The following is a 25,747-nucleotide window of genomic DNA, read 5'->3' as shown; positions in this document are numbered from 1 at the left end:
ATTGGAAAGCCTTTAACGCCAAGGCTTTCGGGATATACACGCCCGTGTATTTTCGCGGTGGAAATTAAGTGCCAAAAACCCAGTAATACCAGTGCTTTTGGGTGTGAGCTTGACAATATCCAATTTTTTGTTTGAGTGATGGAAACAAAAAGGAGGAAAAATGAAAACAATCAACAAGCACATCAAAATTCCAGAGCGGCAATTGCAGCGGGTTGAACAACAAATGGCCCAAAACGGTATGACATTTACCGACTGGGTGCGCAATGCAATCGAGGTCAAGCTCGGTCGCGTCGAAACAGTGGCCGCAATCGAAGAAGCAAAATCAGATTTGCTCCGCACTCAAGAGGATCTGCGTAAGGAGCTGGCAAATCTCAGATTGAACCTGATGGCGGATCAAAAAACGTTTGTCGAAGCCGTGCGGAGCATCAATGACGCAATGTCCGAACGGCATATCGAAATTTGCAAGCAACACATTAGTGGATTGAACACATTGGCGAGCCGACTCATTGAGGGTGGTGGTTTGCAAATAAATAATGGCCAAGGAAATCGGCAGCAGACATCTACGAGAAATTCCGGTGGTGTGTCGTTCCCGACGGACAACTCGTAAGAAAAATATCTTGGATGCAATGTCACGGGGAACATTGCACAAGATCCCAACAACTTCCCCAGGTGCAAATTATTCATCAACAAAAAACTAGGAGATACAAATGAAACAAATGATTTTAACGACAGCAGTAATGGTTGCATTGGTGACCGGATCGATCGGCGCACACGCCCAGGCTCCGGCCGAAGATCAAGCGCGCACACAAAAGGCCGGAAAGATCGGTTGCGTGGTTGGCGGAATTTTAGGCGGTGTTGTTGGCGCGAAGATTTTGAAAGACGACAAAGCCGCAGGCGCTATTGGTGGCGGAGCGCTGGGATGCGCGGGCGGTAACTTCTTTGGGAAGAAGTGGAGCAAGGCAAAACAACTCAAAGAGTTCCAAGAGGCAAGCGCTTACGCGCAACAAGCCGGCTTGAAAGCATCGGTCGATGAGCGCGACGGTGTGGACGACAAGGGCAAGCCCACAAAAGAACTGGGCGCAATGGTGATTGCGTACGACCCCAAAGATATGTCGCCGGTTTCTGAAAAGACGGCAACGGTGTTCGACAAGGTGGCTGCGATCAGTTCGCAATCCAAAAACCAATTGACGTTTGAATTTTCCGGGAAGGCCGGTTGCGAACTTCCATTGGCCGAACTGGGCAAGCGCGGTGCGTTCAACGGAGCCGGCGTGCAACACGCAGTGAAAGTGAGTTGCGGCCAGGGCGACAACAAGTTTGTCATCACCCCACTGCCTGAGATTGCTCAGCGGTAAACAAAGCAGGAGGCGAGGGCGTCAATTCGGCGCCCTCTTCTTCAAGACCATCATGAGAGTGAAAGGAGAAAAATATGGCAGAAGAACACAAACCTAAAATTGATCCGCGCGCATTGCAGATGCAAATGGCGGACGATGATGATGATTTATTAAACGACAAGTCCAGCCAAGAATTGGACCGTGCCGTGGATAAGACCATCGAGACGGCACACAAGATGAAGGACGGTGCAAAAAAAGTGGGCGCCGGAATTTGGTCGGGACTGAAAAGCGGTGTGTCCGCCGCAACCAAGAAGAAAGAAGATCGATCTCCCGCGCCCGTGGAGAGCGTTGCGGATGTCCAGGCACAGCCTGTGGTAAGCAATCCGGAACCTGCGGTCGCTGTTTCAGAACAGCAGCCGGTTGAACCGGAGCATGTGGTTCAAGAGGTGGAGCAAGGCCCGGTGGTTGGGGACGAAGTAAAACCAAAAGTGACTCCCACACAGGTCAACCCAACACCTCACGCCCAGGACATCGAGCCAGCCGATCGAGCCCAAGTTGCATCACGGCCAAAACGAAAACTGATCGTGATTGCAGTCGTTGCTTGCATCGTTGCAGCCGGATCGTTTGCCGCGTATTTCCACTTAAATGGATCCAGTGAAGCTCCATCGGCAGCAGTTGCGCCGGTCAAAAAAAACTTGCCAGTGATAAAGGAATTCAAAACACCACGCGGTGCTGTGTTGGGTGAGCGTGTGACAGCCATTTTTGGGAAAACCTGGACCGATGGTGAAACCACATTTGAGATATCACGCAAGGGAGTTGTGACCTTGACCAGCCGTTCGTTAGATGTGCGCGAGGAATACACGCTGGAACCGTCAGCGGATTACACCCCAACTCAGGTCAATCCGAAGATTTTGATCGTGACACCAGAAGGCTACATAAAAACAACCGTTCACTACAAATCCGCAACGGAAAAATCGCCGCACAGCATTAGCATCACTCCACGTGAAAATGTTCTTGTGGTTTTGCGGGACAAAGAGTTGTTCGACGCGGAGCAAGCGCAAGCGTTGGAAAAAGAAAAAGCGGCACAAGCGGAAGCTGAAGCTCAAAAGCATGCGAAAGAACAACTGCCGTTGGACGCAGATCATCAAGGCGAACTCAAACCCGTTGCAAACAATTCACCTCTTGCCCAACTCAAACCGGCGCCAGAGCCTGAAACTCAATCAAAAACTGAGCCCGAGCAGAAAACTGTCAGCGTGAAGCAGCCGTCCAAAGAGTCGGTGGCACCCAAGGCAACTGCAACTGCACCGAAGCCGGTGGAGAAGCGTAAGGCAAAAAATGATGATGCAAAAGTAAAGGATAAAAAAGACGACTGGCAGGACAAGGCCAATTCGGATCTGGATGCATGGGCCAAAAAACTTTAACTATTGACTCTTGACAATATTGGCTTCCGTGTTTGAGTAACAATCACTCACATATATAAGGAGTAAAAAATGCTTCATAAAATTTACGATCAATACAAAACAAAGTTTGGCCTGTCATTGGGAAGCCGGCTGTACGACTTTTACGGGCGCACACTGATCCGGACACCGTTGGATAAGTTTTCAAAGATGAACCCACACTTGCAGCGGGAGTATTACTACAACACAGGCGATCGCGGAAGCACGTCCGACATTTCCGAGTCCGAAAGCAACTGGCGCGATCAAAGTTTGCTGTTGGCTCAAATTCGGGATGAAGAGGCACCACGTGTGTCGCGCGGGGTGTTCATGACTTCGCTTGCCATAATTTCATTTTTGGGCTTCATATTTTGGTTAATCATTAAAATCTAAAGGAGGTGGTATGGGTTTAAACATTTTCACAATTCCGGACTTTCTCGACAAGTTGAGCGGGAAAATCAAAAATGCGGGGGCGGTCCTAACGAGCGAACAAAAAACAGTGCGCAATGCCAACAAGCGTTTCTTGCGCTTAATTGGACGGGGTGATCGCTATGTTCTCAATGGTGAGCTGCCGAACGTTCGCAGCAGTGACGTTGAGAAAGTATTAAAGACGGGCGCACAACGCCGCGATGATGGAACGTTGTACGTTCCCGAAGGCGTTGATTTGGAACCGTTCCGTATGTACTCGCCCATGATCGCCGAAGACCTGGACGACGAGCATTCCAGCTACAAAGTCACGGCCGATGGATTGCCCTGGGAAAACTTTGTAACCACCAATGACCTGACGCAAGGCGCGGACTCAACAGCAACATCAATTGTGTACGGCATGATCCCAGTGTTGGCCGCCCTTACCATTGTGCTTGCAGCCCTACCCAGCTTTTGGGCATTACTGGCGGTGATCCCAGCGGCGCTTGTCGTTCCTCATATCATCGCCTTGCACCAAGGGGAGGACGTGAATGAAGCCATCAAGATGGGGTTCATCGGCTTTATCGCGCCAGTCTTGTTCTCGCTGTACGCCATCTTTGTTGTCAAGACAGGTGTGAGCGTTGCGGCACTGGATCAAGCGTCGGGCAACGGCGGGTATTCCATGTCCATATTGCAGACGCTAACCAATTTTTCAGCGAGCCCGTTTGGGATCCTGTTGAAAATTGGTGGGGCTATCGCCTTTTTCCTTTCCACAGTTTGGGTCGTGTTTATTTTTGGAACAATCGTCAACTGGGGCGATGACTCAAATTTGGGTGGTGCGGTACAAGGTGGTAAAGCATGGGCTTGGGGCTGGGCAAAGCTTTGCGCTGGTTTTGGCATTGTCATGTGCTTGCCGCCCGTCATGGCACCTTGGGTGATCTTGTTGTTCGCGTCTGCGTACGCCATGCGCTACACAGAATTGAATTTCCGTGCACGTGGTTGGGCACTGGATCAACAAAACAAGGTGGTTGGTGGGGTGATGCAAGACCACTCTTTCAAAACCACGAGAGAAGACCGCCACATGCAAGCGGTCAACGTAGAGAAGGACAAGTCACCAACAATCGTGATTGCCATTTCCAGTGGTTACTTGGCGTCCAAGCGCTACGATTTCAGTCCCGATCCCGGCAAGAAAATGGTTGTCTCTATCAATGACCTGTGCACACATATGCTGTGCTTGGGCCGTACCGGTATTGGTAAAACAACCAACTTCGCACGATTGGTGGCACTGCAAATTGCCTTGTGCAGCATGGAAGGATATCGCGTTGGTTTGTTTGTCCTGTGTGGTAAGGGGACATTGCCAGGCGAACTGTCAAACGTTCTTGAGTGGAACATCAAGCCGGGTATGGCAGTTGGTTTGATTGAAGGATTAAGCGCCAAGGAACTTGCCAAAGCCATCAACTCCATGGTTGCCAGTTCCGACGATAAGAACAAAATCTGGTCGCATGGCGCTGACAACCACGTTCTCAATGCGTGCATCATCTTTGAAGCGTTGTGTCAGCACGAAGAAACTGTTTACAAAAAAGCTGTCCAGGAATTGACCAAGATCGACATGATGATTCCCAACTTGGAATTCAACGTCAAACAATTGAACAGCAATCCTGCAACCAAAGGTTCCGAAAACCACCTCAACGCCGTCAAAGAATTGCAGAAAACTCGCGATCGTCTTGCGTTCTATAAAACCGAAGTGCAGCGCCCACGCCAATGGCGCTGGTGCTTCGATGATGCTGTCGCGGCGCTGATTTTACTTGACGACATCATTGTTACCCAAGCCAGCGCCCAGGGAACGATGGGTCCAGAAATGCAAAAATGGTTCAACTTTTTGGGCGTGAACGTAGCGGGTGTGGATCGCTCGCCAATTGCCATCCACCCGGAACTCACACGCCAAGGATCGTCGCTGCAAAAAGCTGTGACCTACGTTGCAAAAACATGGGTAACCATGCCCTTTGAACAGCGTCAGTCGTACCGCATCAACGTCAACCAACGCATCGACCCGCTGATCCAATCCACTGGGCTTGTGGATGAGAACGGAACCCCATGGACCGCCTTGACCACGGGTGTGGACATCACCGCCGTCATGCGTGGTGCGCGCATCGGTATCGATCTGCCCGAGTCGCTGCACGAGGGCGCCGGCACGGCAGTCCAAATTCTGTTGAAGCAACGTGTGTACGCCAAACTCAAGCAGCGGGTGAAGGTTACTGACTGGCGCAAGGAGATGCCCGAAGAAACAGTGTTCATCCAAATCATCGATGAATGCCAACTGTTGGTCAGCCAAGAAGAAATCAAGTTGCTCCCAATAGCCCGTTCGTTCGGCATGGGTGCTGTGTATCTGACTCAAAACGTTGAAGGCTTGATGTCGTGCTTTGAGACTGAGGCCGGCATGGAAGGCTTCTTGGATCAATTCCAATCGATTACGTGTTCGCAGGCATCGGAAGCAACGTATGAATTTGTGATGCGCAAGGTTGGACATGGAACATTGATCCAATACAACCCCTCGGGACGCGGTTTGGACTTCAAAGCCAGTACGTCCACTTACAAACGTTCGACTCTCAACGTTGACGATCACCCACAGCGCGCATTCATGCGGAAATTGAAGCGTTGGGGCTTTGCCAAAGTGGTGTCGCAAGACATGTTCCGCAACGACATTGGACACCGCTGGGATCAAAAATGGAGCGCTCTGAGAGGCACGAACGTCCAGGAAGGTTCGTCGTCCATCCGTTCGGCCATGATGGTTCACGGCTCAGGCGCAATGCAGGACGGTCCCATTGTCACGTTGGTGGAAATGGGGCGCGAGTTGAACACCAGTGGCGGTGCACGAGCTTTGGTGTACCTCAACCGTGGAAACATCCGTCGTGTTGATTTTGCCAAAACCATTCCCGTCACACCGGGCAAGGTCGATGAGTACATGCGCAAGTTCAAAGAGGATCAACTTGAGCAAGAACTGTTTGAAACCGAAGCTGCTTAATACAACCAACAAAGGAGACTACTAATGAACAAAGACATACAAGATCAAAAAACATACAACGACTCGATGTTCAGCACCGATCTGAACAGCATCTTTGCTGCACCCGATGACACATATCGTGAGGGCAAGCAGCAAGCTGCAGAACAAGGCGACACCCAGGCGCAAGCCTGGGTGGAGCAAGACCAGAAGGTGGACTCTCTTGAGCGGCGTATTGAGCAGTACGACAGTGAGATTGAACGTCGGAAGGATCCAACCCATGTGCTGCGCTTGGAAGAGGACTATCAGAGAGTTTTGCAAGCCCGCACCGAGTTTTTGGAAAACAACCCCAAGCCAATGACGTTTGGAAAAGACCAATGGCAAGAGCGGTTCAACGTCTACGAAGACAAGATCGCTGAGAGCCGTCAAGCCATGGCCGAATGGGAAGAAAAGTCTTCCCCCGAAGTGCTGGGTGAATTGACCGCGCGGCGCAACGCTAAGTTTGAAGAAATGTTGGAGGCCACCGGCCAACGCCAAAAGCTCGGAGAATTGCCCTCAGAACAGTTGATGCACGCCCAAGCGCAGGCGGATGCGTACGATCTTCAACAGGACAGCAATTCGTTTTCGTTTTCCCAACGCATCGCCCAGCGTCGCGCAAAGCAAGATGAACAAGGAGAGGGAAGCCAGTCGCAATCCGGACAGCGCGTAGGTGGCATGGCCTGGGCGGCGGAGACATTGGCAAAACCAAGCGATGAAGAGATAATGCTTGCCGATGTCCAACACCGCTTTGTCATTGAAAACAACCGTTGGCCCAAGGAGAAAGAAGTCGATGCACTGCTTGCTAAGCAAAGTCAGAAATCCGAAGGGCAGGTGCAAGTTCAAGAACAAGTACAGGTTCAAGAGCAAACTCAGCGGTTCAGTCAAAAAATGTGATCGTTTCAAGAAGAAGGCCGGAGCAATCCGGCCTTTTTTTTGTGTATTCAATTCAATAAAAGGTATTGACAATGTTTGATGTTCCTCTTCAATAAATACAGTCGTATTGAAAAAGGGGAATTTATGCATCAATGGATTTTACGTTTCGTCTTTCTGTCACTTATGTCTTTGATAGTTAGTCCGTGCTTTGCGCACGTTGAAAAACCAATCACGTCCTATCCGTTGCAATCGTCTGTCAGCGTATCGCCGGTAAAAAACGCCAACGAAACCCAGTGGTGGAATTTCTTCAAGAAAAAACGCAACGAGAAGTTGTGGAAAGGCGTGCACCCGGACATGCGCACAAAACTTGAGGCGGTGTACGACGTGATGGCCCAACGTGGGTTTGACATGCGGCCGATGGAGGGCATGCGCAGTGAGGCCCGTCAAGCGGCGCTACTGGCAAGCAATTCGGGTGTCACGGGCGTTGGAGCGGGAATGAGTTGCCACAACCACGGCTATGCGATGGACAGTGTGTTGCATGTGGACGGCAAGCCCACGTGGGACATGAACGATCCACATGTGCGGGAAGGCTATATGTTGTTTGGCGAAATGGTTCAGGCAGTCGGTTTGGACTGGGGTGGAGCCTGGGCGTCCCTGAAAGACTATCCGCATGTGGAGATGAAGTCCCAATGCCGTGTGGCGATCCGAGCCAAACGCAGTGGACAAAAGGCTCCTGCAATGATCGCCGATGCATCACAGGTCTCTCCCGCCATCTTGTTGGCGGCTTTTGCCTATCAGCCTATGGGGGAAATTTGTCCATTCGACAGCCCGTGCGAAGAGCAAATATATCTTGCTGTGCAAATATGCCCCAGTCCTGAAGCGCAAACATGGGTCATGTACCAGCCCATGTATCCTCTAAAATTCAGTTGGACTTGACGGAACGAAAAGCCCCTTTATGTTGAAAAGCAAAAGGGGATTTTTATGGAGCAAATTTATGAGGCATTTGGTCGCGTGGGCAAGCACGTGCCACCACACACACTGGTTCGGCGTTGGGACACGGCACTGTTGCTTGCAATTGGCGTCTTTTGCCTTGTCTACGGTCTTCTGATATTCGGAGTGCGGATGTGGGAACCATCAACCGCCGTGCCCTACAGCTTGCATCTGAAATTGGGTGTGGTGGTCAGCATGAACTACGCGACATTGGGATTGATGATTGGTGGCGCACGCGACGCCATAGAAAGCCTCCAACTCACTGGTTCGCCTTACGCGACAATTTGGAGCTTTGTTATCTCTGTTGCCTGCGCCATTGGTGCACTGAAATACGGATTGATCCCACGGCGGAACATGTATGTTTTGGATGGGCCGCAGGTGCGCAAAGGGAAAGACGCAATCAAAATGGCGCGGCAGATCACGAAGGCGGAAGTGGGCAAGGACACAATGCCGTTGCTCTTGCACCCTGAGTTGCGTTTGTCCCAGGAGCGCTGGAACCGACATCTGCTGTTGTACGGTTCGGTTGGATCGGGAAAGACACAGATCCTTTTGCCGCTCATTCGGCAAGTCATCCGTAAGAAGAAGAAACTGTTCTTGTACGACGTAAAGGGTGACTTCACGAGCTACGGTGATTTCAGTGCCGGCACTTACACTGACCCCGCATCACGCTGGAAGCGCGTGAAGGCCAAAGCTATCAACGTGGTGTACCCACGCCCCATCGTTCTAAGCCCGTACGACAAGCAAGGGTACGTCTGGGATGTGGCGTGCGATATCCACACCAGCATCCAAGTGGAAGAGTTCGCTCGCTGCATGATCCCGGAGAAACCTGGGGACAACAATCCATTTTTCACCAACACAGCCCGCATGATCTTTGTCGGATCCGTCCGTACATTGATTGCCAACAAGCCAAGATTGTGGAATTGGACGGACTTGAATGAGCAATTGAACAAGACTGCCGAACAGATGCAGCCGGATATTTTAGCCAACTACAAAAAGGCATTCCCACTCATTGAGAACCCCGACTCGCAAACGACATCGAACATCATGTCCACCATTATGTCGAACATGCAAGCCGTTGAGTATTTCGCAAAAGCTTGGCCTGCTGTTGGTAAGCGCCGCTTCTCAATCACTGAGTGGGCTTCGGACGACTACAAGGGGCGCAAGGGTGTCATTGTTCAGGGCGGCGGAATGGAGCTTCTGACCAGCGCTTACATTTCCTCCCTCATCAACATTTTGGTGGGCGAGGTAATTTCCCCCAAGATGAAAGAAGACAAGAACCGTGGTATGTACATCATCTTGGACGAGCTGACATCGGCGGGGCGGTTGAACATCATGCCGTTGATCGACAAAGGACGGTCCAAAGGCGTCACTTTGATTGCCGGTATCCAAGAGCTTGGACAGTTGTCGAAAGTGTACTCACCGGAAGAAGCAAAGATCCTGCCCACCATCGTCGGTACACACGTAATTTGTCAGCTGCAGATGTCCGAGACACGCAAACACGTGGCCGAAATGTTTGGAACCAATGTCACCGCCACTTTGGCTCACGACGAGAACGCCAACGTCCATCAAGACGGCCGGCAAGTTGTCTTTGAACACCAATTGACCAACGAGCTGGGTCCACGCCGGGGCAAGAAGGGATCGTTTGAGGTGCGGGCAATCGTTGCAACGGCCGGTTATGACCCCTTGTTGTTGTCGTTCCCCGGCCAATCGTTGGAGGTGCAACGACCTGGGCAAGTGCCAGCGCGTTGGATGACCGAAGCTGCGGCAATAGCCAAACCAGCGGAAGCGGTGATCCAGTCCCCCAATGAGTCAAACGCAGGAACCCACCGCCAGCCTCAAATCCTTTCTCAGCAAGAGGTCATGGATTTGTTTCGATAGTATTGACTTTAATGACTCATCTGTTTGTATGGATCAATACTATATAAAAAGGGGGTTCTATGGATGCACGTGAGAAGTTTGAACAGTTCAAGGCAAATTTGGATGAAGAAGAGGTGTCTTCTTCTGATTACGCTCAATTTCTGTTGGGTGAACTGTCATTGGATCAGCGTTTAAACAATCTCGATGTTGTTGCAGACGTTCTTGAGAAGGCGGGGTATTCAACCATTGAGTATTGGGGCGGATCCCAGTTTGGAACAGCCAGTCGCGAGCTTGCTGAATTGTACTTGCAGTACGGTAACGTTGGTGGTGGCCCATTGACGATCAACTCCCATGCGAGCAGTGGCGTTGATTTGGACGCTGAATTCAAAGTTGCCGCCGAAGCACACAATATTCCGGTTATGAAGTTGCTCTATCAGCGTGGATGCAGCATTGACGGCGAGGGCGACATGAAAGATTCGGCGCTGCACGTAGCGGCACGTGTGGGCGATCATGAATTGTCGGAGATATTGATAAACGACTTTGGCTTTGATCCATTACTTAAGAACGCCGAAGGCCGCACGCCATACGATATTGCCATGGACAGAGAACTGTGCCAGGCCGCTGCGCGTGGGGATCTTGAGACGGTCAATCAATTGATTGATGAAGGATATCCCTCACGAGCGGCCATCAACGAGTACCGTGGTGAAGGCTACTATTACGGGAGCTTTGAGCATGGTGTTCCAGACCGCCCGCTGTATCGTGAACGACCCGCAGAGGACATTGAACCCGCGTGGAAAATAGCTTTGGACAATGGACACATAGATGTGTTCATGGCTTTAATTGATCGTGCTGATCCCAATGACTATTTTTTAAACGACTTGCGCGAGCATATGTCGGCACTGCGTTGTGCCATGGAAATAGGCGATACAGGCGTTGCCATTGAGCTACTGGAACAAGGTGCGAGTATGCATTCGCTTTCTCAGGAGTTCCATTTTGCCGTATCTCAGGCCGACACCACGTTGAGCGAGAAAATGCTTTCCTTGGGTGCGGATGTGCATCGGCAATCAAACATTAAAGTTGACGACCCCCAAAATCCCTACTTCATGAAATCCGTATCAGAGGGGTTTACACCGCTTCATTGCGCAGGATCCGCCGAACAAGTTCGACTGCTGATCCAACACGGGGCTGATGTGAATTCCACTGCCATGGGGGATGCGTGTTGGATAGTAAAAAGCGATGAGTTCATAACCCCGAAAGGGATTACTCCATTGCATTCGGCACGATCACCGGAAGTTGCTTTAGAGCTTCTTAACGCCGGGGCTAACAGCTGGGCAATTATGCCCTCAACGATGAATGATATTCACCAAAATCCTTCGCTGTCACATAGGATATCTGGGCGCGATGACATTGCCGATGCAATTGACAGTTTCGTTCAAAAGCAGTCACTGCTAACCCAACTGACAAATACGGCTGAACTCAAGGACGAACAGCCACGAATGCGGCGAAAAATGTGAGTAATGCCCGCCAATTGGCGGGCATTGAGCTTGACTTTGGCCGGTTCTTTGTTTGAGTGAATGTCAAATTCATTTCTCAGGGGGCCGCATGACCTATTTCAACGAGCGCTTTAAAGGCGCAATCATCGACAAGGACAGTCGCGCTGTCGTGGATTGCATTGCCGAGTATGGCGCCAACGTCGCCGATGAAAACGGCATCACACCGCTGCACTTCGCCGTTCTCGGGCACCGGGTCGAAATCACCGCTTTGCTTCTGGACAACGGCGCCAACGTGGAAGCGGCCGACATGCACGGTCAGCGTCCATTTGATCTGCGCAAGCCTGTGGTCAACAGCCGCGAACAACACCGGATCACGGCCCACCAAGCTGCAAGCATGGGCAACCTTGAGCAAACGCGCGCGTTCATCGCCCTGGGCGGTGACCTGCACCAGTTGGACCACGCCAACAACACTGTGCTACAGCACGCGGCACGCAACGGCCACGCGGACGTTGTGCAAGAACTGATTGATGCCGGCGCCGACATCAACCGCACACACCGCTCGACCACCCCAGCGGTGCACTTGGCCGCTCAAAGCGGATCGGTGGACACCCTTTCCGTCTTGCTCAACAGCGGTGCGGATCCCACCGTTGTGGATCCTTTGCACCGGACGGCCATACACACGGCGGCAAGCAGCGGCAGTGTGGAGTGCCTTGCCTTGTTGATCGATCGATGTGATCCCAACGCTTTAAATATTTTGAAAGAGACAGCGTTGGACATCGCGCAAGCGGGTGGCCATGAAGACGCAAGCCGTTGGTTGGTGGAGCAGGGTGGCAAAAACGCTCCGGAAATCAAATTGCAAGATTTGGGCGATGTAGAGGCAGAAGCCTATAAGCGCCGACTGCTGGCGTCGGCGTCCACACAGTACGAAGTGGGGCGCGGTGATACACCTCCACGCATGCGTTTTCAACGCATGTGATCCCTTGACAAAACTCCGTTCTTTGTTTGGATGAAATCATTCATTCAAAATGGGGGTGCCCGTGATCCAACGACAACTTTTGCAACACAGATCGACCAATCCAAAAGGCGATGATGTCATTGACTATCTGTTGGCGGTTCCCGATATCGAACTGCAACAGAAGACTCAAAAACAAGACGGTCAAGCCACTGACTATTACCTGGACGGCACACCGGATCTTGAGACCGCAACATCCACCTATGTCACGTCCCACTGGGGTGGCAAGCTTGCCGGCGAGTTGGGGTTGCTCGGAAAGCCGGTCAACAAAGAGGACATGATGGCGCTGTTCGACGGCTTCTCACCCACGGGTAAGGAACTGTGTCAGAACGCCGGAGCCAGACCGACCGCCGAAGTGAAGATCGACAAGCGTACCGGCAAGCCTCGCTTGGACAAGGATGGCAACGTGATGATGGTGGACAAGGGCGGACGACGCGCGGGCTACGACCTTACACACTCCCCACCAAAGTCCGTTTCGCTGTTGCATGCCCTGGGTGATGACGACACAAAGCTCATTGTGATGGAGGCCCAACGTGTGGCCGTGGAAGCGTCCATGAGCAAGATGTTTGAAGCGTTCACCCAGTGTCGGCGCAGCAAAGGCGGGAAGGACGTGATCGACGTTGACGGCTTGGCGTACTCAATGCACATGCAGTTCGGAAGCCGCGAGTTGGAACCTCACTTGCACACCCACGTTCTGGTTTACAACGTGTGCAAAGGGTTGGACGGCACGCACAGCACATTTGACGCATCTGAGATTTTTCGTTTCCGCCACGCGGCCGATATGGTCTACCAAAATGTTCTGGCGACAGAACTGTCCAAGGCGGGCTTTAAAATTGTTCAGAGCGAAGAGGTTGATGCCCACGGACAGAGAACAGGCGCGCGGTCCTGGGAGGTTGCTGGCTTGAACGACAGAGAACTTATCAACGAATTTTCGTCGCGCCATCTGGAAATCATGGAAGAGCGCTCCAAGGGCACGGTCGACGCCGCAGCCTGGGCGAAGACGCGCAAGCACAAAGACGAGCCGTCCTACCCAGAGTTGATGGACCACTTCTCCAAGCTCATCGAAAACGTCAGCCACAAAATAAAAGTACCCACCATTGCTGAACTCAAGGAACAGCAGGATGTGCGTTGCCCCGCCCGGACTCGTGAGGAACTGCTTGAACTGCTGCACGAGAACGACGCGGCGTTCGACTACCCAACACTGCTGCGTCAGATCGGTACAGAGAACCTGGGCTTTGTCACCGCAAGCGAACTGTTTGCCTTGGCCGATGCAGCCGTGTCGGACAGCAGCGACTTGATGGAAATCAACCCAGTGGCGCTGCACGACGACGACAAAGGAATGACCTTGGCCCGACGCCACACTGAGTCGCGCTACGCGGCGCGATGGATGGTGGAGTGCGAGTTGGATTTGGTCACCATGTCCAACGCCCGCAAAGGGGAGGAATGGTGGAAGGTGGGCAAGGAACTGTCCACACCGATCATTGAAGCATTGGAACTGAAAAAAGGCTTCAAGTTGTCCAAGGAACAGCGTACAGCGGTCGATCACATCGTCAGTGACACGGCCGGGGTGTGCGTGGCGTCAGGCTTTGCGGGTACAGGAAAAACAACGGTGTCGGACTTCTACTCCGAAGTGTACCGAGCCCAAGGCAAACGCATGCTGGGTTGTGCCGTGTCCAACCAAGCGGCCAAAAAGCTGCAGGAAGAAAGCCGCATGGAATGCCGATCGGTAACAAAGATCCTTGCCGACTTATCACGCAACCGCCTTGTGTTGACCGGCAATGATGTTGTGGTGTTGGATGAAGCCGGCATGATCGACGTGCCGCAAATCCGTGCGTTGTCCGCGCACTGCAAAAACGCAGGCGCAAAACTAATTTTGCAGGGTGACGAAGAGCAGTTGAAGCCAGTCGGCGCAGGGCAGGGCATGGCGTTGATGAGCGATGTCCTGGGCGAAAGCACCATCACTGAAATTCGCCGGCAGAAAGATCAACGGATGCGCGACATCGTAAAGATGTTCTACAGTTACGACGAGAATGGCTTGCCGGTGAAGCAACGCTCACCCAAGTCACGCAACGAAGTGTTGGAGCAGTCGTCCGCCATTTGGGGCGCATTGGAAGCCGCAGGGTGCATTGACGAGTACAACACCCACGCCGATGCGGTTGACTCGTTGGTGTCCGACTACTTTGCCTCAAATGCAACCACCGACGAACGCTTGGTTCTGGCGCACTCTAATGCGGATCTTAAGACACTCAATCAAGCCATTCGTAAGGGCTATCAAGAGCGCGGTGAGGTTGCAAAGGAAGAGGTGCACATCCGCGCCATGGGCAAAAAGTTCTTTGAGGACATATCGTTGTCCGTTGGTGATCGGATCCGCTTCACCACCGCCGACAGCGTGATGAATGTCGTCAACGGAACCGAAGCAAAAATCACATCGATCGTACCCAACCGCAAGCGTGGCGGATTTGACGTAACGGTGGACATCGATGAGGGGTTGGAGCGTCGCAAACTTAAATTTAACACCGAAGAGTGGAACGCCATTCAGCACAACTATGCGCGCACGGTGCACGGTGCCCAGGGTCAAGGCAAGACAGATGTGTTCTTGCTGGGCAACGCGGGCATGACCGACAGCAGCAGTTTGATGGTTGCAATCTCGCGGGTGACCAAAGGGAAGTTCACGTTGTACACAGCCACCCATGAAGCCGAAACACTACGCCAACGTGCGGCTCTTGATCGCAACAAGGAGAACACCTTGCACGCGGGTGTGCGTGGAGAAGAAGGCGCGGAGATTGCCAAGATATTTGATAAATTCAAATTTCAAAAGCCAGAAGTTGGCGCAGGTGTGAAAAAGCGTGGAAACGAGACGCGGCAAAAACAAGCCAAACTGAACACTGAAAGCAAACAAATTCAAGATTGGGTGGGACAACATGTATCGGAAATCCAAAAGGCGATGGACCGTGCGTTGACCCCCAATACTCAGCGTGATAGCTTCAAGAGACAGACCTTATGAGCTTAACGGGCATGGTGTATGTCCTTGTCATCATCTTGCTGGTCGCCGCGTGCTGTGTCGCGTGGCGATTGACTCGCCCACGTCCAGCGTTTGGTTCAGAAGAGGAACAAGAGCGCTTACGAGACGCCAACGAACGCGGGTACTACTGAATAATAATGGTCCCAAGGGGCCATTTTTTATTGGAACAGCGCCACCATTCCGGCAGCGGCACCGAACCCCAAGATCCATTTGAGCCATCCCCACATCCCGCGCTTTTGCCCAGGCCAGACGCACTGTTTGGCGATCGACCGGCGCAGGGGTGTCATGCGCAGTGCGGTGTTCACCCGGATGTTAGGTGGCTTCCCGTAGATCCTCCAACCAGCCCGTTGCGCAGCGAACCTCCACGCGTACTCATGGTTCTCCGCTTCGGCTTTGGTGCCGGTCATGGTCGCAAGTGGGATGAAGGTGAAGGACTGGCCTTGCCAGCCACCCGCGTGGCTTCTGTGCTGACCTTCGCGCCTACGCAGGTCTGTGGTTTGACCCACATAGCAGCACCCGTTGTCGAACAACAGCGCGTAGATGTGGCGGGGGCGGGCTTGGTATTTTTCAGAGCGGCCAAACCGTGCCGCTCCATCACCACTCAAACGCCCCCTTTATTAGCAAGTCGGATCCCGTTGTTGGAAAGCAACGAAAGATCCATCGTCCACTTTTGATTGTTCGATGAGCGTTGGGTCCAAAGCCCAAATGCTTCGATGATGTGCTGGTCCAGAAAGTCATCATCACAACCGTTGGTTGCCTTGAAGTGGTGGCGAACTTCTGTCTCCAAACCGGTCAGCTTTGAGTAACCGTAGTTCGTGGCTCTTACACACATCTGGCACGCGCTCACAAGGCGCTTGAGCGTTTGCACGTTCCCTGTGTCGCTGTACTCCCACCGCGCGATCACATCCAAGTATTCCTCGCGCTTGGGATCCTCTTTGGCGCCGCACAACTCGCACGTGTGGTTGCTTCTTTGGCGCAGTCCTGCCGACAGACGTTTCCAGTCCGAGGGGTCCAAACAGGCTTTTACCGAGCGCATCCAGCAGCTCATGGGCACCATTGTGATGTGCAGATGGTTCCCGCCAAACGTGCGGTCTTCACCAATCAGTGTGGTGATGGGGTTGGGGTTGGTGATGGGGTCAAAGTGCAGCCGCATCTGTTCGATGCATTCCACTGTGTCGGCGTACCAATACTTGGTGTCGCCATCGAAGCGTGCGCCCAGTTCACGGGCTTTGTCTTTGTCGCTGTAAGGGACAAGGAAGTATTGAGCCATCATTCCCCCTTTGCATGGCTTGCAACGCCATACACCCGCTGGTTGGGTCCAGACCACACCCAGGAGAACAAGATGGACGGTGAGTCGTATCGCACGACATCGCCCACGAAGTTTTGGCGGTGTGTCTGTCCCAACCTGACTCGACCGGTGAACGATGTTGCCGCGTGCGATACGGTGTACTGGCCGTCCGACCGCACATTATTGAAGTGGTAGCGTCCCTTGCTATTTGTTCGTCGTTCTATCAGGCGGTTCGTTTCGTGGTGGTACGCCCGCACCACTTCGCCCGCCATGGGCTTGCCCTGTCCATCCACAACAACCCCTGTGATATCTGACGCAAGAACGTGTGCTGCTTGTGCCGAAGCTGCAGACACCATGAGTGCCAGCGAAAGAATTATTTTTCTCATCATATGAAACCTCCTTTATTTGCTCTAAGAAAAAGGGGGCGCTTGCCGGCGCCCCCTTTGGTACTGCCGAGTTGTAGGTGGTGCTAAAAGTCAGTCGAAGGTGATTGAAGCCCCGAAACCGCCGCCAACACTGGATCCACCCGATCCGCCAGTGATGCCACCAACTAAGCGAACGCGCTCAGTGACCTGGGCGGATCCTCCAAGCGCAATCGCAGCGGCTGGTCCGTAGAAGCCCACGCCCATGTTGAACGAGACTTTTCCAACAGGCAGGTATTGACTGGACATCGCCATCTGGCTCATTGCCATGGATTGCGCGCCAAGTCCGTTGATCCGCTTATCCTGTTGAGAAATGCGACGGTTGGTGTCTTCCCAGCGATCGTTCCAACGGTTCTCCATGTCCCACAACTGACCACCGTTTACCGCGTCAGTGGATCCTTGAGCGATACGGCCAGGTGCAACGCCACTGACGCGGGTGGATCCACCAGAGGCGCTTTGCAGTGTGGCTGTGGACTTGCTTTCGTCGTCGTACTTCACGGCCAAAGGATCGGTTGCGCCGTCGATGCCGTCTTTTCCATCGACGCCATCACGACCGTGTAAGGACTCAAGCCACTCTTGCTGTGATCCCTTAAAGCCATCCGACACCGCAACTTCATAGGCACTGCGGCCATCCAATCCGTTCAACCCGTCAACGCCATCCCGTCCGTCAATTCCAATTCCATCTTTTCCGTCTTGACCTGGGGGACCAGCGGGGCCGGGAATTGACGAGCCACCGCCTGGGTTGTTCTCCACGGTGGTGAGGCGTCCGTCGAGCGACACAAGAGCGTCGTGTACGTTCGTATAGCTCGAGCCCCCTAGGTTGACGCTCCATCCGTTGTAAACGCCGTTGGTAAAGCCGGCAGTGCCACCCAATGATTGGCTGACAGCCGACAACTGCCCAAGGTTCACTGCGTCGGTGCTGGCAATGCCGTTGGACACGAACAGCAAACGTTTTGTGCCATTGGCGTTTCCATTGCCAAACGACACCGTGTTGGCCTCACCACACTCCGAATAATTGCCCAGCGATACGCAGGCGCCGTTGACCAGGGTGTTGTTGCCCAAACCCAAACCGCCATTGCCTACCGCGTTATTGAAGTGACCGACCAGTGTGCTGTTGGTTCCGTTGGCTTGGTTGTATGTTCCCGACAACAGGTTGCCGCTTGCTGTTTCGGCACTACGGTTCCCATACCCGAACAGGTAGTTGTTCGTTCCGTATTCGTAGTTGGACACGCCGAACACTGCGCCACCTGCAACCGACATGATGAAGTTGTTGGTTCCAGAGATAAAGCCGCTGTGGCCTACGTTGCTCGTTCCGTAAATCATTGCGTAGCCGTACAAACCATTGCTTGAACCGTAGGCCATTGCGCCATTGGCAAGTTCGTCGCTGACGTTCATATTTCCGGACACGAAAATATTATTGCCGCGCAACACATTTTCGCGGCCTGAGACAAAGACCTGAGTCCCATCCAGCACGCGATTTTCAATACCTGTCGCATACAAATTATAGCCTTGCAGGTAATTTCCATTTCCGTATGCGGTGTTGCGTGTGAGTCCATACATGACCGATGGATCGGGAACAACTGTGGACGACCAAATACTTGTGTTGCCAAAGCCATTGAGATTGTTCTGCACGCCATTATTGATGTTGTCATAACCAATTAAAATGGCTCCGGATGCATAGGATGGAGCATCATCGGTGGATGTGTTGCCTTCACCGACATTGATCGTTGATTGAGCTGCAGCATGTCCGCTTAAGGCCATGCCGATGCATAGAGCTAAAAAAAAGCTGGAATGTTTATTGTGTTTCATTGGACCTCCTTATTGTTGGTGAGTGAATTCACCAATTCAGGAAATCAGACATTACTATTTTGTCAATAGCAAAACCGCGACTACGGTTTCGGCTATAAAAAAGCCCCCGTGATGGGGGCTTGCCGAAGAGACGTAAGGGGGTTGGACGTTCCCGGCACAATTAGAGTATCAGTCGATATAAGCAAGTCAAGCTAATTGACAATATTCATTTACCTCATAACTTGATTTAAATCAATGTTAATGGGGTTGTGTATGAATAAATACGTTTTGCTTGCTTTTGGCTTGTCTTTAATTGTTTCATCGTCCAGCGCGTTCGGAGAGGGAGCATATGTCAGTCATGACGGGGAGGCGCTGCATAGCTTTGTTGAGCGTGTGTCGTTGGCTGAGCGGTCATCGAGCTGCGGGTATATATCGAAAGCGGAAAGCGCTTATCGCATTCGTCTGGTGGACTGTGCGCTGAAATACTCTGATGCGGAACTTGTTGTTTACACCGCTGGGGGGTGGTCGCGTCTGGCATTTGAGTCAATGAGTGCGTCAATAAATATTGGGGGCAGTAATCTTGAAGGTAGGGTTCTTGGTGAATTGACTGCACGTTCTGCAATGACGATGGATCAATTTGCGGTATCGATTTCGGGTCCAATTGCGCAGTACACCAAAAACACTCAGCACGAAGTGTGCGCTCAGATTTGCAAGTCCCCACAGGGGGATTGGGGTGCAGTCGTCACAACGGTCGGTTCGCACGTGATGTGCCCCATCACCAGTGTTTGCCCCGAGGGCATGACCGCGACAGGTCAGGGGATTCATTCGCACCCAACTGGTTCGACCTACAAAATCAATGCCGCTGACAAGGCTGTGCTTCTATCAGGTCCGTTTTATCGCCTGGGCGCTAAAGAGGCACGTGGACAAACAGATGTCTTTTCCGCAGAAGATTTCAAGGCTGGGCCTGGCTACATGGTCACCGACAAGGGCCGCTTGATGCACCAAGACGGCCCCAAAAATGTGCGGACTATAAGCATTGATAGGTGATCCAATTCGATTGACCGGCTGAGCCCTGTTGCGCCCCGATTGCGGGTGCATCGTTGTACCCCTGCATATACACCGCGTCCCATTCCGTTGGACGGCCACTTGCCCATCCGACGTATGGTGAGGAACCGGCACCAGCCACAATCTGCCAGCCGCTTGCTGTGCAAATCGCTGCGCGGAATGTTCCCCCACATGGCCCCATCCCACTGCAACTGGTGTAGTTGGACCACGAGCGCTGACCGATGTTCGACGCGTTGCAGTCCTTCAAGCCGTTCAGTGGTGAAGAATTCTGCCAAGCAACGCGGTATGAGCGGTTCTCGACCGTGCAGCTTGCCGCGCACGAATTCACGTGATTGCGTTGCGCTCCTGTGTCGTACCATCCACCCCATGCCCCGACGCTGGGAGGCGGCGAAGTTGTCTGACCGCTTGGGCAATTGAAGCTAATTGTCCGTTGCCGATGCTGTTGCTTCTCATACGAGTTTTGACCCGAGTAACCACTTGGGCATCCAAGATCCACACGTTGCCATTGCTCATCGGTTTCGTTGTAAGGAGATGGGCATGTTGCACAATTGCTGTTGTGATTTCGTGTGCCCGACTCGACCCATGCTCCATACGTCTCTTCTCGACCTGGTGATGTCTGACCAGCAGTGGCGTTGCATGCATAAGTTACGGTCATTGACTGATTGAACACCGCTTCCCAACTTTGATTTCCAAAGGTGCCAGCAGGGCAGGAACCCGAGCGTGGTTCTGTGCGGGTCAATGTCGTGGAGGTGTCAGCGGGGCATGCGTTGCATTGACCGACAACCGTTGACGCATTCAATTCCCACACTCCACTCCACACAGGAGAAGATGTTGCGTTGGTGCATCGGGAGAATTGCTGTTCAACACCATTGCGTTCGCCATATGTGCGAATAGGACAGGCTACTGAGGTGGCGCGCTGCATGCGTCCAGGCGCGCAGCAGGTGCCCGTTGTTGTGCACGACGCGCTGCATGTGCTTGTCATCGTCTGCCACTCACCCCATTCCTTTGTTCCATCCGCTTTGCAATTGCGGTAGCGCTCACGAATGATGCTTCCGCCTTGACCAGCAGGACAGGTAGTCGTTTCCGTGCCTTTGTCCGTTGCAGGGTCAAATTCGCACGTTGTTTGAGGTGGCGCCGGTTCGATGCAGTTCCGAGCAACCGGCGTCCATGCTCCCCATTGTTGACTTGGACACGCGCGCGTGCGCCCTTCAATGACAAACCCAGTTTGATTGCTTGGACAGTTCGATACACGCTGTTCGGTGATTGGCGTGCAGATGGATTGTGGGACTTGCGGATCAATGACGGGTATAGGCGCAGCATTGGCCGCGCATGTGTTGCTGGTGGTCACCCACGATGTCCATTGGCGACTAGGGCAGGTCGTCGCGGGGCACGTGGCGTTGCGCCGTTGGGTAATGGAACCGCTGGCGTTGTCCGCGCACGCTAAAGTTTGGGTTTCGATCGTGGGCGAACACTCACAAGCAGACATGTCTGTTGCTTGAGTCGAAACATTTTTATTTGTGTAGCGAAACAGAACTTCATTGCGATCACGTGTGGCGCATTGCGTTGCCAACAAGTCCTCACGCAATTTGGAGTACGGCTTTTGCACTTCCACACTGTTGATGCGGACAAAATCCGCCGAGCGGGCCAAGGCTGTTGCCAGCTTCACGCACGAACCACTTGGTACGGCCTGATAAATCAGGTCAATTGAGTCGTTGGTTCCAAAAGCTGTACCGGGTTGCACAATGGCCGAGGCGCCAATGCTTGATGGCGTGTCCAATGTGTCGTTGCGCACAATGAATTTTGAGTTGTACGTGCTTTCAAGGGTCGCCGTGGACAAGCCGGCGTACGAAGGTTGCAGCACATAGAGATCCGTGAGCGATTGAACGATTTGGCCTGCACGTGTTTGTTCTGTGCGGATCGCAGCCATTGAAGCTGATGGCTTGAACAACTTATATGTCAACGCCCCCAGTCCGACAATAAGCGCCATGACCAGGGTCAATTCAATCAAATTAAATCCTCTTTGGCTCATTGACCCTCCGTAAAATAATCTCAATTGAAATACATTACGGGGCTTTTTACTTTTGGCAAGCTGTGGAAATTGAAACCCTTCAAGCAATTGCCAATTGCAGAGTCAATTACAAAACGTCCGCATGGTCACACGAGCGATCATCGGGTGTTTGCTGTGTCCACGGGGAAACGGCCGTTGAAGGCTCAAGAGTGAGCCGGGGGCGTCTTAAGACAGGTTGGGACACGAGGGGGCAGAACCTGTGTCCATTGTGTGTCCATGGGGAGTTTAGCTGGACACAGCGGCGGTGAAAGCCTTACAGTGCAAGCACTTTGAGGGTATCCGCAACCACACGCGAATAGTGCTTCATCAGCGGGGTGTGTTCGGCGGACTTGTCTTTGGACATGGGACTCGTGGATCAGGGCGTCCGGCCGCGCCGGAGGGCGGCGGCAGCGGAGCTGGTACAGGGCCGTCCATGGTAACTGCTGGGGCGCAGGGCTGCCGCCGCTGGTGTACGGCACAGCAACGGGGTCAGGCCGGGACCAGGGTGATCTGCCGGTGCCCGCCGAAGATCTCCATGACGATCTCGAAGTAGGTCGGACCTTCGCCCCGTTGCAGCGCGTCCAGTTGGCGGGCAATGGCCTGCGAATTGAAGCTGCCCGGTGTGTCCAGCTTGGCCTGCAGCCATTGGCGGGTGGTCTCCACGCCCAGAGCCGTGCGGCTGTGGGCGATATCGCGCCAGATCAGTGTGGCCTGCGCATGGCCGGCCAACGCGCCATAGCCGCCATGCAACAGGTCATCCAGCGCATCCAGGCTCGGCCCGAGCTGCCAGTCCTCGCCGGCCATGAACACGCGGTTGATCTCCGCGTACAGGCCAGCAATGTCATCGATGGCGGTTCCTTCGATCTGCAGGGTGATGGTCATGTACGGACTGTAGCGTTGTTCCAGGCGCGGATGAGGGGGCGCGTGGCGCGCGATCCGCGGAGCACATCCGGGCAACACAGACTGCGCGCCGTATGGCCGCGTATGGTGCCCACACCAGGAGTCACGTCAGTCTCAAGCGGAGTGCATGGAGCCTCAGTAATGATGCGTTCCATGGCATGAGTCGTACGTTGGGCCACGCCCCGGCGATTGCAGGTCACCCTGCCATCGAGATGCATTCCAGATGATGTTGCGCCGCTCGCAATACGCTCCGCTGCTCCTGCCGGTACTCCATGGGCGTACTTCGGAGAAAATGAATATGGAGATGCAGGGGCGTGGTATGAACTCCTGTAACCATCCTGGCTGACTCCAGTGGGGCGTATAACCGCTGAATGTTGAAAGTCGTGGCTGCGTCGATACCCGTGATGGCGGCGCGGTATTGATCCGTGTGTGAGGCGGTGTCGATATTTTCCGGTATACCTCCTGGCTCCGTTCGATTTCACGACCGCCTGCACAGTTTCGTTGTTTTGGATCGATGCAATAATAACGGCCCATAAAGTTTCCCTTGCCTGCGCCGCAACCGATCGTACGGCCATGATCAAGGGAATTGAGATGCTCGCCTTACGCAACCTCCGAGTGGGATCCCGGCTGGGTGCCGGGTTTGGTCTGCTGCTGCTGTTCATCTTGGCCATCGTCGGCCTGGTGCTGTATGGAAATCACCTGAAGTCCGCCCAGTTCGAGAAAGTGGTGGGCGTCAACATGATCAAGATGCGGCTGTTGAACGACATGCTGGATACCAACAACGCGGTGCTGATGCATCGCCGGCTGATGGTGATCAAGCGCGGCGAGGATTTCGACAAGGATTATCAGCGCGCACAGCAGCTGTCGCAGTCCTACGATGGTATCTGGGCCAAATACATCAAGATTCCGCGTGACGCCACCGGCGATACCCTGGTTGCGAAAATCGATGCGGCACGCAAGGCCACCGACGCCTCCACCCGGCATCTGCATGAGCGCATGAGGGCCGGCGATTTCGACGGCGCGGCCAAGGAACTGCTGGCCGAACATGGCCTGGCGACAGCCTGGAATGAAGCCATCTCGACCCTGCTGCGGCATCAGGAGGCGCTGACAGCGCGCAGCCGCGAGGAGTACCGCGCGACCGAATCCTGGACCGGCACCTTGTCGATCGTGTTCGGGGTGCTGAGCCTGATACTGGGTTCACTGGCGGCGTGGGCCATCACCCGCAGCCTGACCCGTCCGCTGGCAGGGGCGGTGAAGCTGGCCGACGGTATTGCCGGTGGCCGCCTGGACAGCAGCATCGACGCCTCCGGCAACGACGAGGTGACCCAGCTGCTCCGATCAATGCAGCGCATGCAGGCACAGCTGCAGGCGGTGATGGCGGCGCAGGGTGAGCTGGCGCGCCAGCACGATGCGGGCAGCCTCAGCTACCGCATGGACGAGAGCGCCTTCCCCGGCGACTACGGGCGCATGGTGCATGAGACCAATGCGCTGGTCGGATCGCACGTGCAGGTGCAGAACCGCTTGATCGAGGTGATGAAGCACTACGCACGCGGCGATCTGTCGATGGACATGGACCCGCTGCCCGGCGAGAAGGCGGCGATCACCCAGGCGATGGACGAAACCAAGTCCAGCCTGTCGGCGATCAACAGCGAGATCCGCCGGTTGGCGACAGCGGCCGCAGCAGGCGACTTCAGCCTGCGTGGCGACGAAGGTCGCTTCGCCTACGATTTCCGCGACATGGTGGCAGGGCTCAACCGGCTGATGCAGACCACCGACGAGAACCTGGTGCAGGTCTCGACCCTGCTGCAGGCGATCTCGCGCGGTGACCTCACCGTACGCATGCAGGGGGACTTCCACGGCGTGTTCGCCCGCATGCGCGATGACTGCAATGCCACCGTCGATCAGCTCAAGCAGATTGTCGGCCGCATCCAGTCCAGCGCGTCCAGCATCAACCTGGCGGCAGGCGAGATTGCATCCGGCAACACTGACCTGTCGCGGCGCACCGAACAGCAGGCGGCAAACCTGGAAGAGACGGCTGCGTCGATGGAGGAACTGACCTCCACCGTGAAGCAGAACGCAGAGCACGCACGCCAGGCCAACCAGCTCGCCATCGGTGCGCACGGTGTCGCGTCGCAGGGCGGCGAGGTGGTCGGCCAGGTGGTGACCACCATGTCGGCCATCGAAGCCTCCTCGAAGAAGATCGCCGAGATCATTTCGGTCATTGATGGCATCGCATTCCAGACCAACATTCTGGCGCTTAACGCTGCAGTGGAAGCCGCTCGTGCCGGCGAGCAGGGCAGGGGCTTTGCGGTGGTGGCCAGTGAGGTGCGCACACTGGCGCAGCGCTCGGCGGGCGCGGCCAAGGAGATCAAGGGCCTGATCGAGGATTCGGTCGGCAAGGTCGCCGATGGATCGGCGCTGGTCCGCCAGGCCGGCACCACGATGGGCGAGATCGTGGCGTCGGTGCAGCGCGTCACAGACATCATGGCCGATATCTCCGCCGCATCGCAGGAGCAGAGCTCGGGCATCGAACAGGTCAACCAGGCCGTGGTGCAGATGGACGAGACCACCCAGCAGAATGCCGCGCTGGTGGAAGAGGCCAGCGCCGCAGCGCGTTCCATGGAAGAGCAGGCCAACCTTCTGACCGAAGCGGTGTCGGTGTTCCGCACCGGGGCAGCCGTGGCAGCCGTATCGGTCCCGCGCGCGCTTGCGGCAGTCGCGGCCTCGGTCACGCCGGTGAGACGCCCGGCGGTGCTGTCACCGCGCATCGAGCCGACGTTGGCT

Annotated in this window: 18 protein-coding genes; 13 read left to right on the top strand and 5 right to left on the bottom strand. The window is 54.2% G+C overall.

Annotated elements, in window-relative coordinates; translation table 11 throughout:
• Positions 1-160 precede the first annotated feature (160 nt).
• The 11 genes from N5J73_RS02620 (at position 161) to mobF (ending at position 15,435) form a co-directional block, all read left to right on the top strand.
• Entirely contained in the window at positions 161-607 is a 447-nt protein-coding gene (locus tag N5J73_RS02620) for a hypothetical protein (protein WP_197576214.1), read from the top strand.
• Positions 608-707: 100 nt separating this feature from the next.
• Complete coding sequence (locus tag N5J73_RS02615; protein ID WP_141098009.1) at positions 708-1,352, top strand: glycine zipper 2TM domain-containing protein; 645 nt, start codon at positions 708-710, stop codon at positions 1,350-1,352.
• A 74-nt stretch (positions 1,353-1,426) separates the two neighbouring features.
• Positions 1,427-2,752, top strand: a complete 1,326-nt coding sequence (locus N5J73_RS02610; RefSeq protein WP_197576215.1) for a hypothetical protein — start codon at positions 1,427-1,429, stop codon at positions 2,750-2,752.
• 69 nt (positions 2,753-2,821) lie between these two features.
• Positions 2,822-3,157: a hypothetical protein gene (locus N5J73_RS02605; RefSeq protein ID WP_049446868.1), complete on the top strand. Its 336-nt coding sequence runs from the start codon at positions 2,822-2,824 to the stop codon at positions 3,155-3,157.
• A gap of 10 nt (positions 3,158-3,167) precedes the next feature.
• Positions 3,168-6,191, top strand: a complete 3,024-nt coding sequence (locus N5J73_RS02600) for a hypothetical protein (RefSeq protein WP_279940484.1) — start codon at positions 3,168-3,170, stop codon at positions 6,189-6,191.
• Between the two features lie 24 nt (positions 6,192-6,215).
• Entirely contained in the window at positions 6,216-7,100 is an 885-nt protein-coding gene (locus tag N5J73_RS02595; protein WP_088430342.1) for a hypothetical protein, read from the top strand.
• A 78-nt stretch (positions 7,101-7,178) separates the two neighbouring features.
• Positions 7,179-8,015 (top strand): M15 family metallopeptidase, encoded by an 837-nt coding sequence (locus tag N5J73_RS02590; RefSeq protein WP_279940483.1) that lies wholly within the window; start codon positions 7,179-7,181, stop codon positions 8,013-8,015.
• Positions 8,016-8,060: 45 nt separating this feature from the next.
• A complete protein-coding gene (locus N5J73_RS02585) occupies positions 8,061-9,947 on the top strand; it encodes a type IV secretion system DNA-binding domain-containing protein (RefSeq protein WP_180882297.1) in 1,887 nt (628 codons plus the stop codon).
• A gap of 59 nt (positions 9,948-10,006) precedes the next feature.
• Entirely contained in the window at positions 10,007-11,440 is a 1,434-nt protein-coding gene (locus tag N5J73_RS02580; RefSeq protein WP_279940482.1) for a hypothetical protein, read from the top strand.
• An 88-nt stretch (positions 11,441-11,528) separates the two neighbouring features.
• Positions 11,529-12,395 (top strand): ankyrin repeat domain-containing protein, encoded by an 867-nt coding sequence (locus N5J73_RS02575; protein WP_279940481.1) that lies wholly within the window; start codon positions 11,529-11,531, stop codon positions 12,393-12,395.
• 61 nt (positions 12,396-12,456) lie between these two features.
• Entirely contained in the window at positions 12,457-15,435 is a 2,979-nt protein-coding gene (gene mobF, locus N5J73_RS02570) for a MobF family relaxase (RefSeq protein ID WP_279940480.1), read from the top strand.
• 176 nt (positions 15,436-15,611) lie between these two features.
• On the opposite strand, the gene N5J73_RS02565 is transcribed toward mobF, so the two are convergent.
• The 3 genes from N5J73_RS02565 to N5J73_RS02555 form a co-directional block, all read right to left on the bottom strand.
• Positions 15,612-16,058 carry a GIY-YIG nuclease family protein gene (locus N5J73_RS02565; protein ID WP_084738830.1) on the bottom strand — a complete coding sequence of 149 codons (447 nt, stop codon included), beginning with the start codon at positions 16,056-16,058 and terminating at the stop codon, positions 15,612-15,614.
• Complete coding sequence (locus N5J73_RS02560) at positions 16,055-16,723, bottom strand: DUF5710 domain-containing protein (protein ID WP_279914441.1); 669 nt, start codon at positions 16,721-16,723, stop codon at positions 16,055-16,057. The genes N5J73_RS02565 and N5J73_RS02560 overlap by 4 nt, the downstream gene beginning before the upstream one ends.
• 494 nt (positions 16,724-17,217) lie before the next feature.
• Positions 17,218-18,972, bottom strand: a complete 1,755-nt coding sequence (locus N5J73_RS02555) for a YadA-like family protein (protein WP_279940479.1) — start codon at positions 18,970-18,972, stop codon at positions 17,218-17,220.
• A gap of 252 nt (positions 18,973-19,224) precedes the next feature.
• Here N5J73_RS02555 and N5J73_RS02550 point away from each other — a divergent pair, with 252 nt between their 5' ends.
• Entirely contained in the window at positions 19,225-19,998 is a 774-nt protein-coding gene (locus N5J73_RS02550) for a hypothetical protein (RefSeq protein ID WP_152906660.1), read from the top strand.
• On the opposite strand, the gene N5J73_RS02545 is transcribed toward N5J73_RS02550, so the two are convergent.
• The gene (locus N5J73_RS02545; protein ID WP_152906659.1) at positions 19,979-22,132 is read right to left on the bottom strand and encodes a type 4 pilus major pilin; all 2,154 of its coding nucleotides are present in this window, start codon (positions 22,130-22,132) and stop codon (positions 19,979-19,981) included. The two genes, N5J73_RS02550 and N5J73_RS02545, sit on opposite strands and share 20 nt — an antisense overlap.
• Before the next feature lie 420 nt (positions 22,133-22,552).
• A complete protein-coding gene (locus N5J73_RS02540; protein ID WP_049446839.1) occupies positions 22,553-22,945 on the bottom strand; it encodes a barstar family protein in 393 nt (130 codons plus the stop codon).
• A gap of 609 nt (positions 22,946-23,554) precedes the next feature.
• Between N5J73_RS02540 and N5J73_RS02535 the strand changes: the two genes are divergently transcribed.
• The coding region (locus N5J73_RS02535) for a methyl-accepting chemotaxis protein (protein ID WP_345782443.1) at positions 23,555-25,747 on the top strand (2,193 nt) is incomplete at its 3' end.

The sequence above is a fragment of the Stenotrophomonas sp. GD03654 genome (genome assembly GCF_029845105.1).
Taxonomy (GTDB): Bacteria; Pseudomonadota; Gammaproteobacteria; order Xanthomonadales; family Xanthomonadaceae; genus Stenotrophomonas; species Stenotrophomonas africana.
The sequence above is the reverse complement of the archived record's forward strand: the minus strand, read 5'-3'. Positions and strand labels throughout refer to the sequence as shown.

Coding starts and splice junctions, on each gene's coding strand:
- N5J73_RS02590 (WP_279940483.1), top strand. CDS start 7,179: ATGTTCCTCTTCAATAAATACAGTCGTATTGAAAAAGGGGAATTTATG.
- N5J73_RS02595 (WP_088430342.1), top strand. CDS start 6,216: ATGAACAAAGACATACAAGATCAAAAAACATACAACGACTCGATGTTC.
- N5J73_RS02575 (WP_279940481.1), top strand. CDS start 11,529: ATGACCTATTTCAACGAGCGCTTTAAAGGCGCAATCATCGACAAGGAC.
- N5J73_RS02615 (WP_141098009.1), top strand. CDS start 708: ATGAAACAAATGATTTTAACGACAGCAGTAATGGTTGCATTGGTGACC.
- N5J73_RS02550 (WP_152906660.1), top strand. CDS start 19,225: ATGAATAAATACGTTTTGCTTGCTTTTGGCTTGTCTTTAATTGTTTCA.
- N5J73_RS02560 (WP_279914441.1), bottom strand. CDS start 16,723: ATGGCTCAATACTTCCTTGTCCCTTACAGCGACAAAGACAAAGCCCGT.
- N5J73_RS02600 (WP_279940484.1), top strand. CDS start 3,168: ATGGGTTTAAACATTTTCACAATTCCGGACTTTCTCGACAAGTTGAGC.
- N5J73_RS02555 (WP_279940479.1), bottom strand. CDS start 18,972: ATGAAACACAATAAACATTCCAGCTTTTTTTTAGCTCTATGCATCGGC.
- N5J73_RS02610 (WP_197576215.1), top strand. CDS start 1,427: ATGGCAGAAGAACACAAACCTAAAATTGATCCGCGCGCATTGCAGATG.
- N5J73_RS02580 (WP_279940482.1), top strand. CDS start 10,007: ATGGATGCACGTGAGAAGTTTGAACAGTTCAAGGCAAATTTGGATGAA.
- N5J73_RS02540 (WP_049446839.1), bottom strand. CDS start 22,945: ATGACCATCACCCTGCAGATCGAAGGAACCGCCATCGATGACATTGCT.
- N5J73_RS02605 (WP_049446868.1), top strand. CDS start 2,822: ATGCTTCATAAAATTTACGATCAATACAAAACAAAGTTTGGCCTGTCA.
- N5J73_RS02620 (WP_197576214.1), top strand. CDS start 161: ATGAAAACAATCAACAAGCACATCAAAATTCCAGAGCGGCAATTGCAG.
- N5J73_RS02585 (WP_180882297.1), top strand. CDS start 8,061: ATGGAGCAAATTTATGAGGCATTTGGTCGCGTGGGCAAGCACGTGCCA.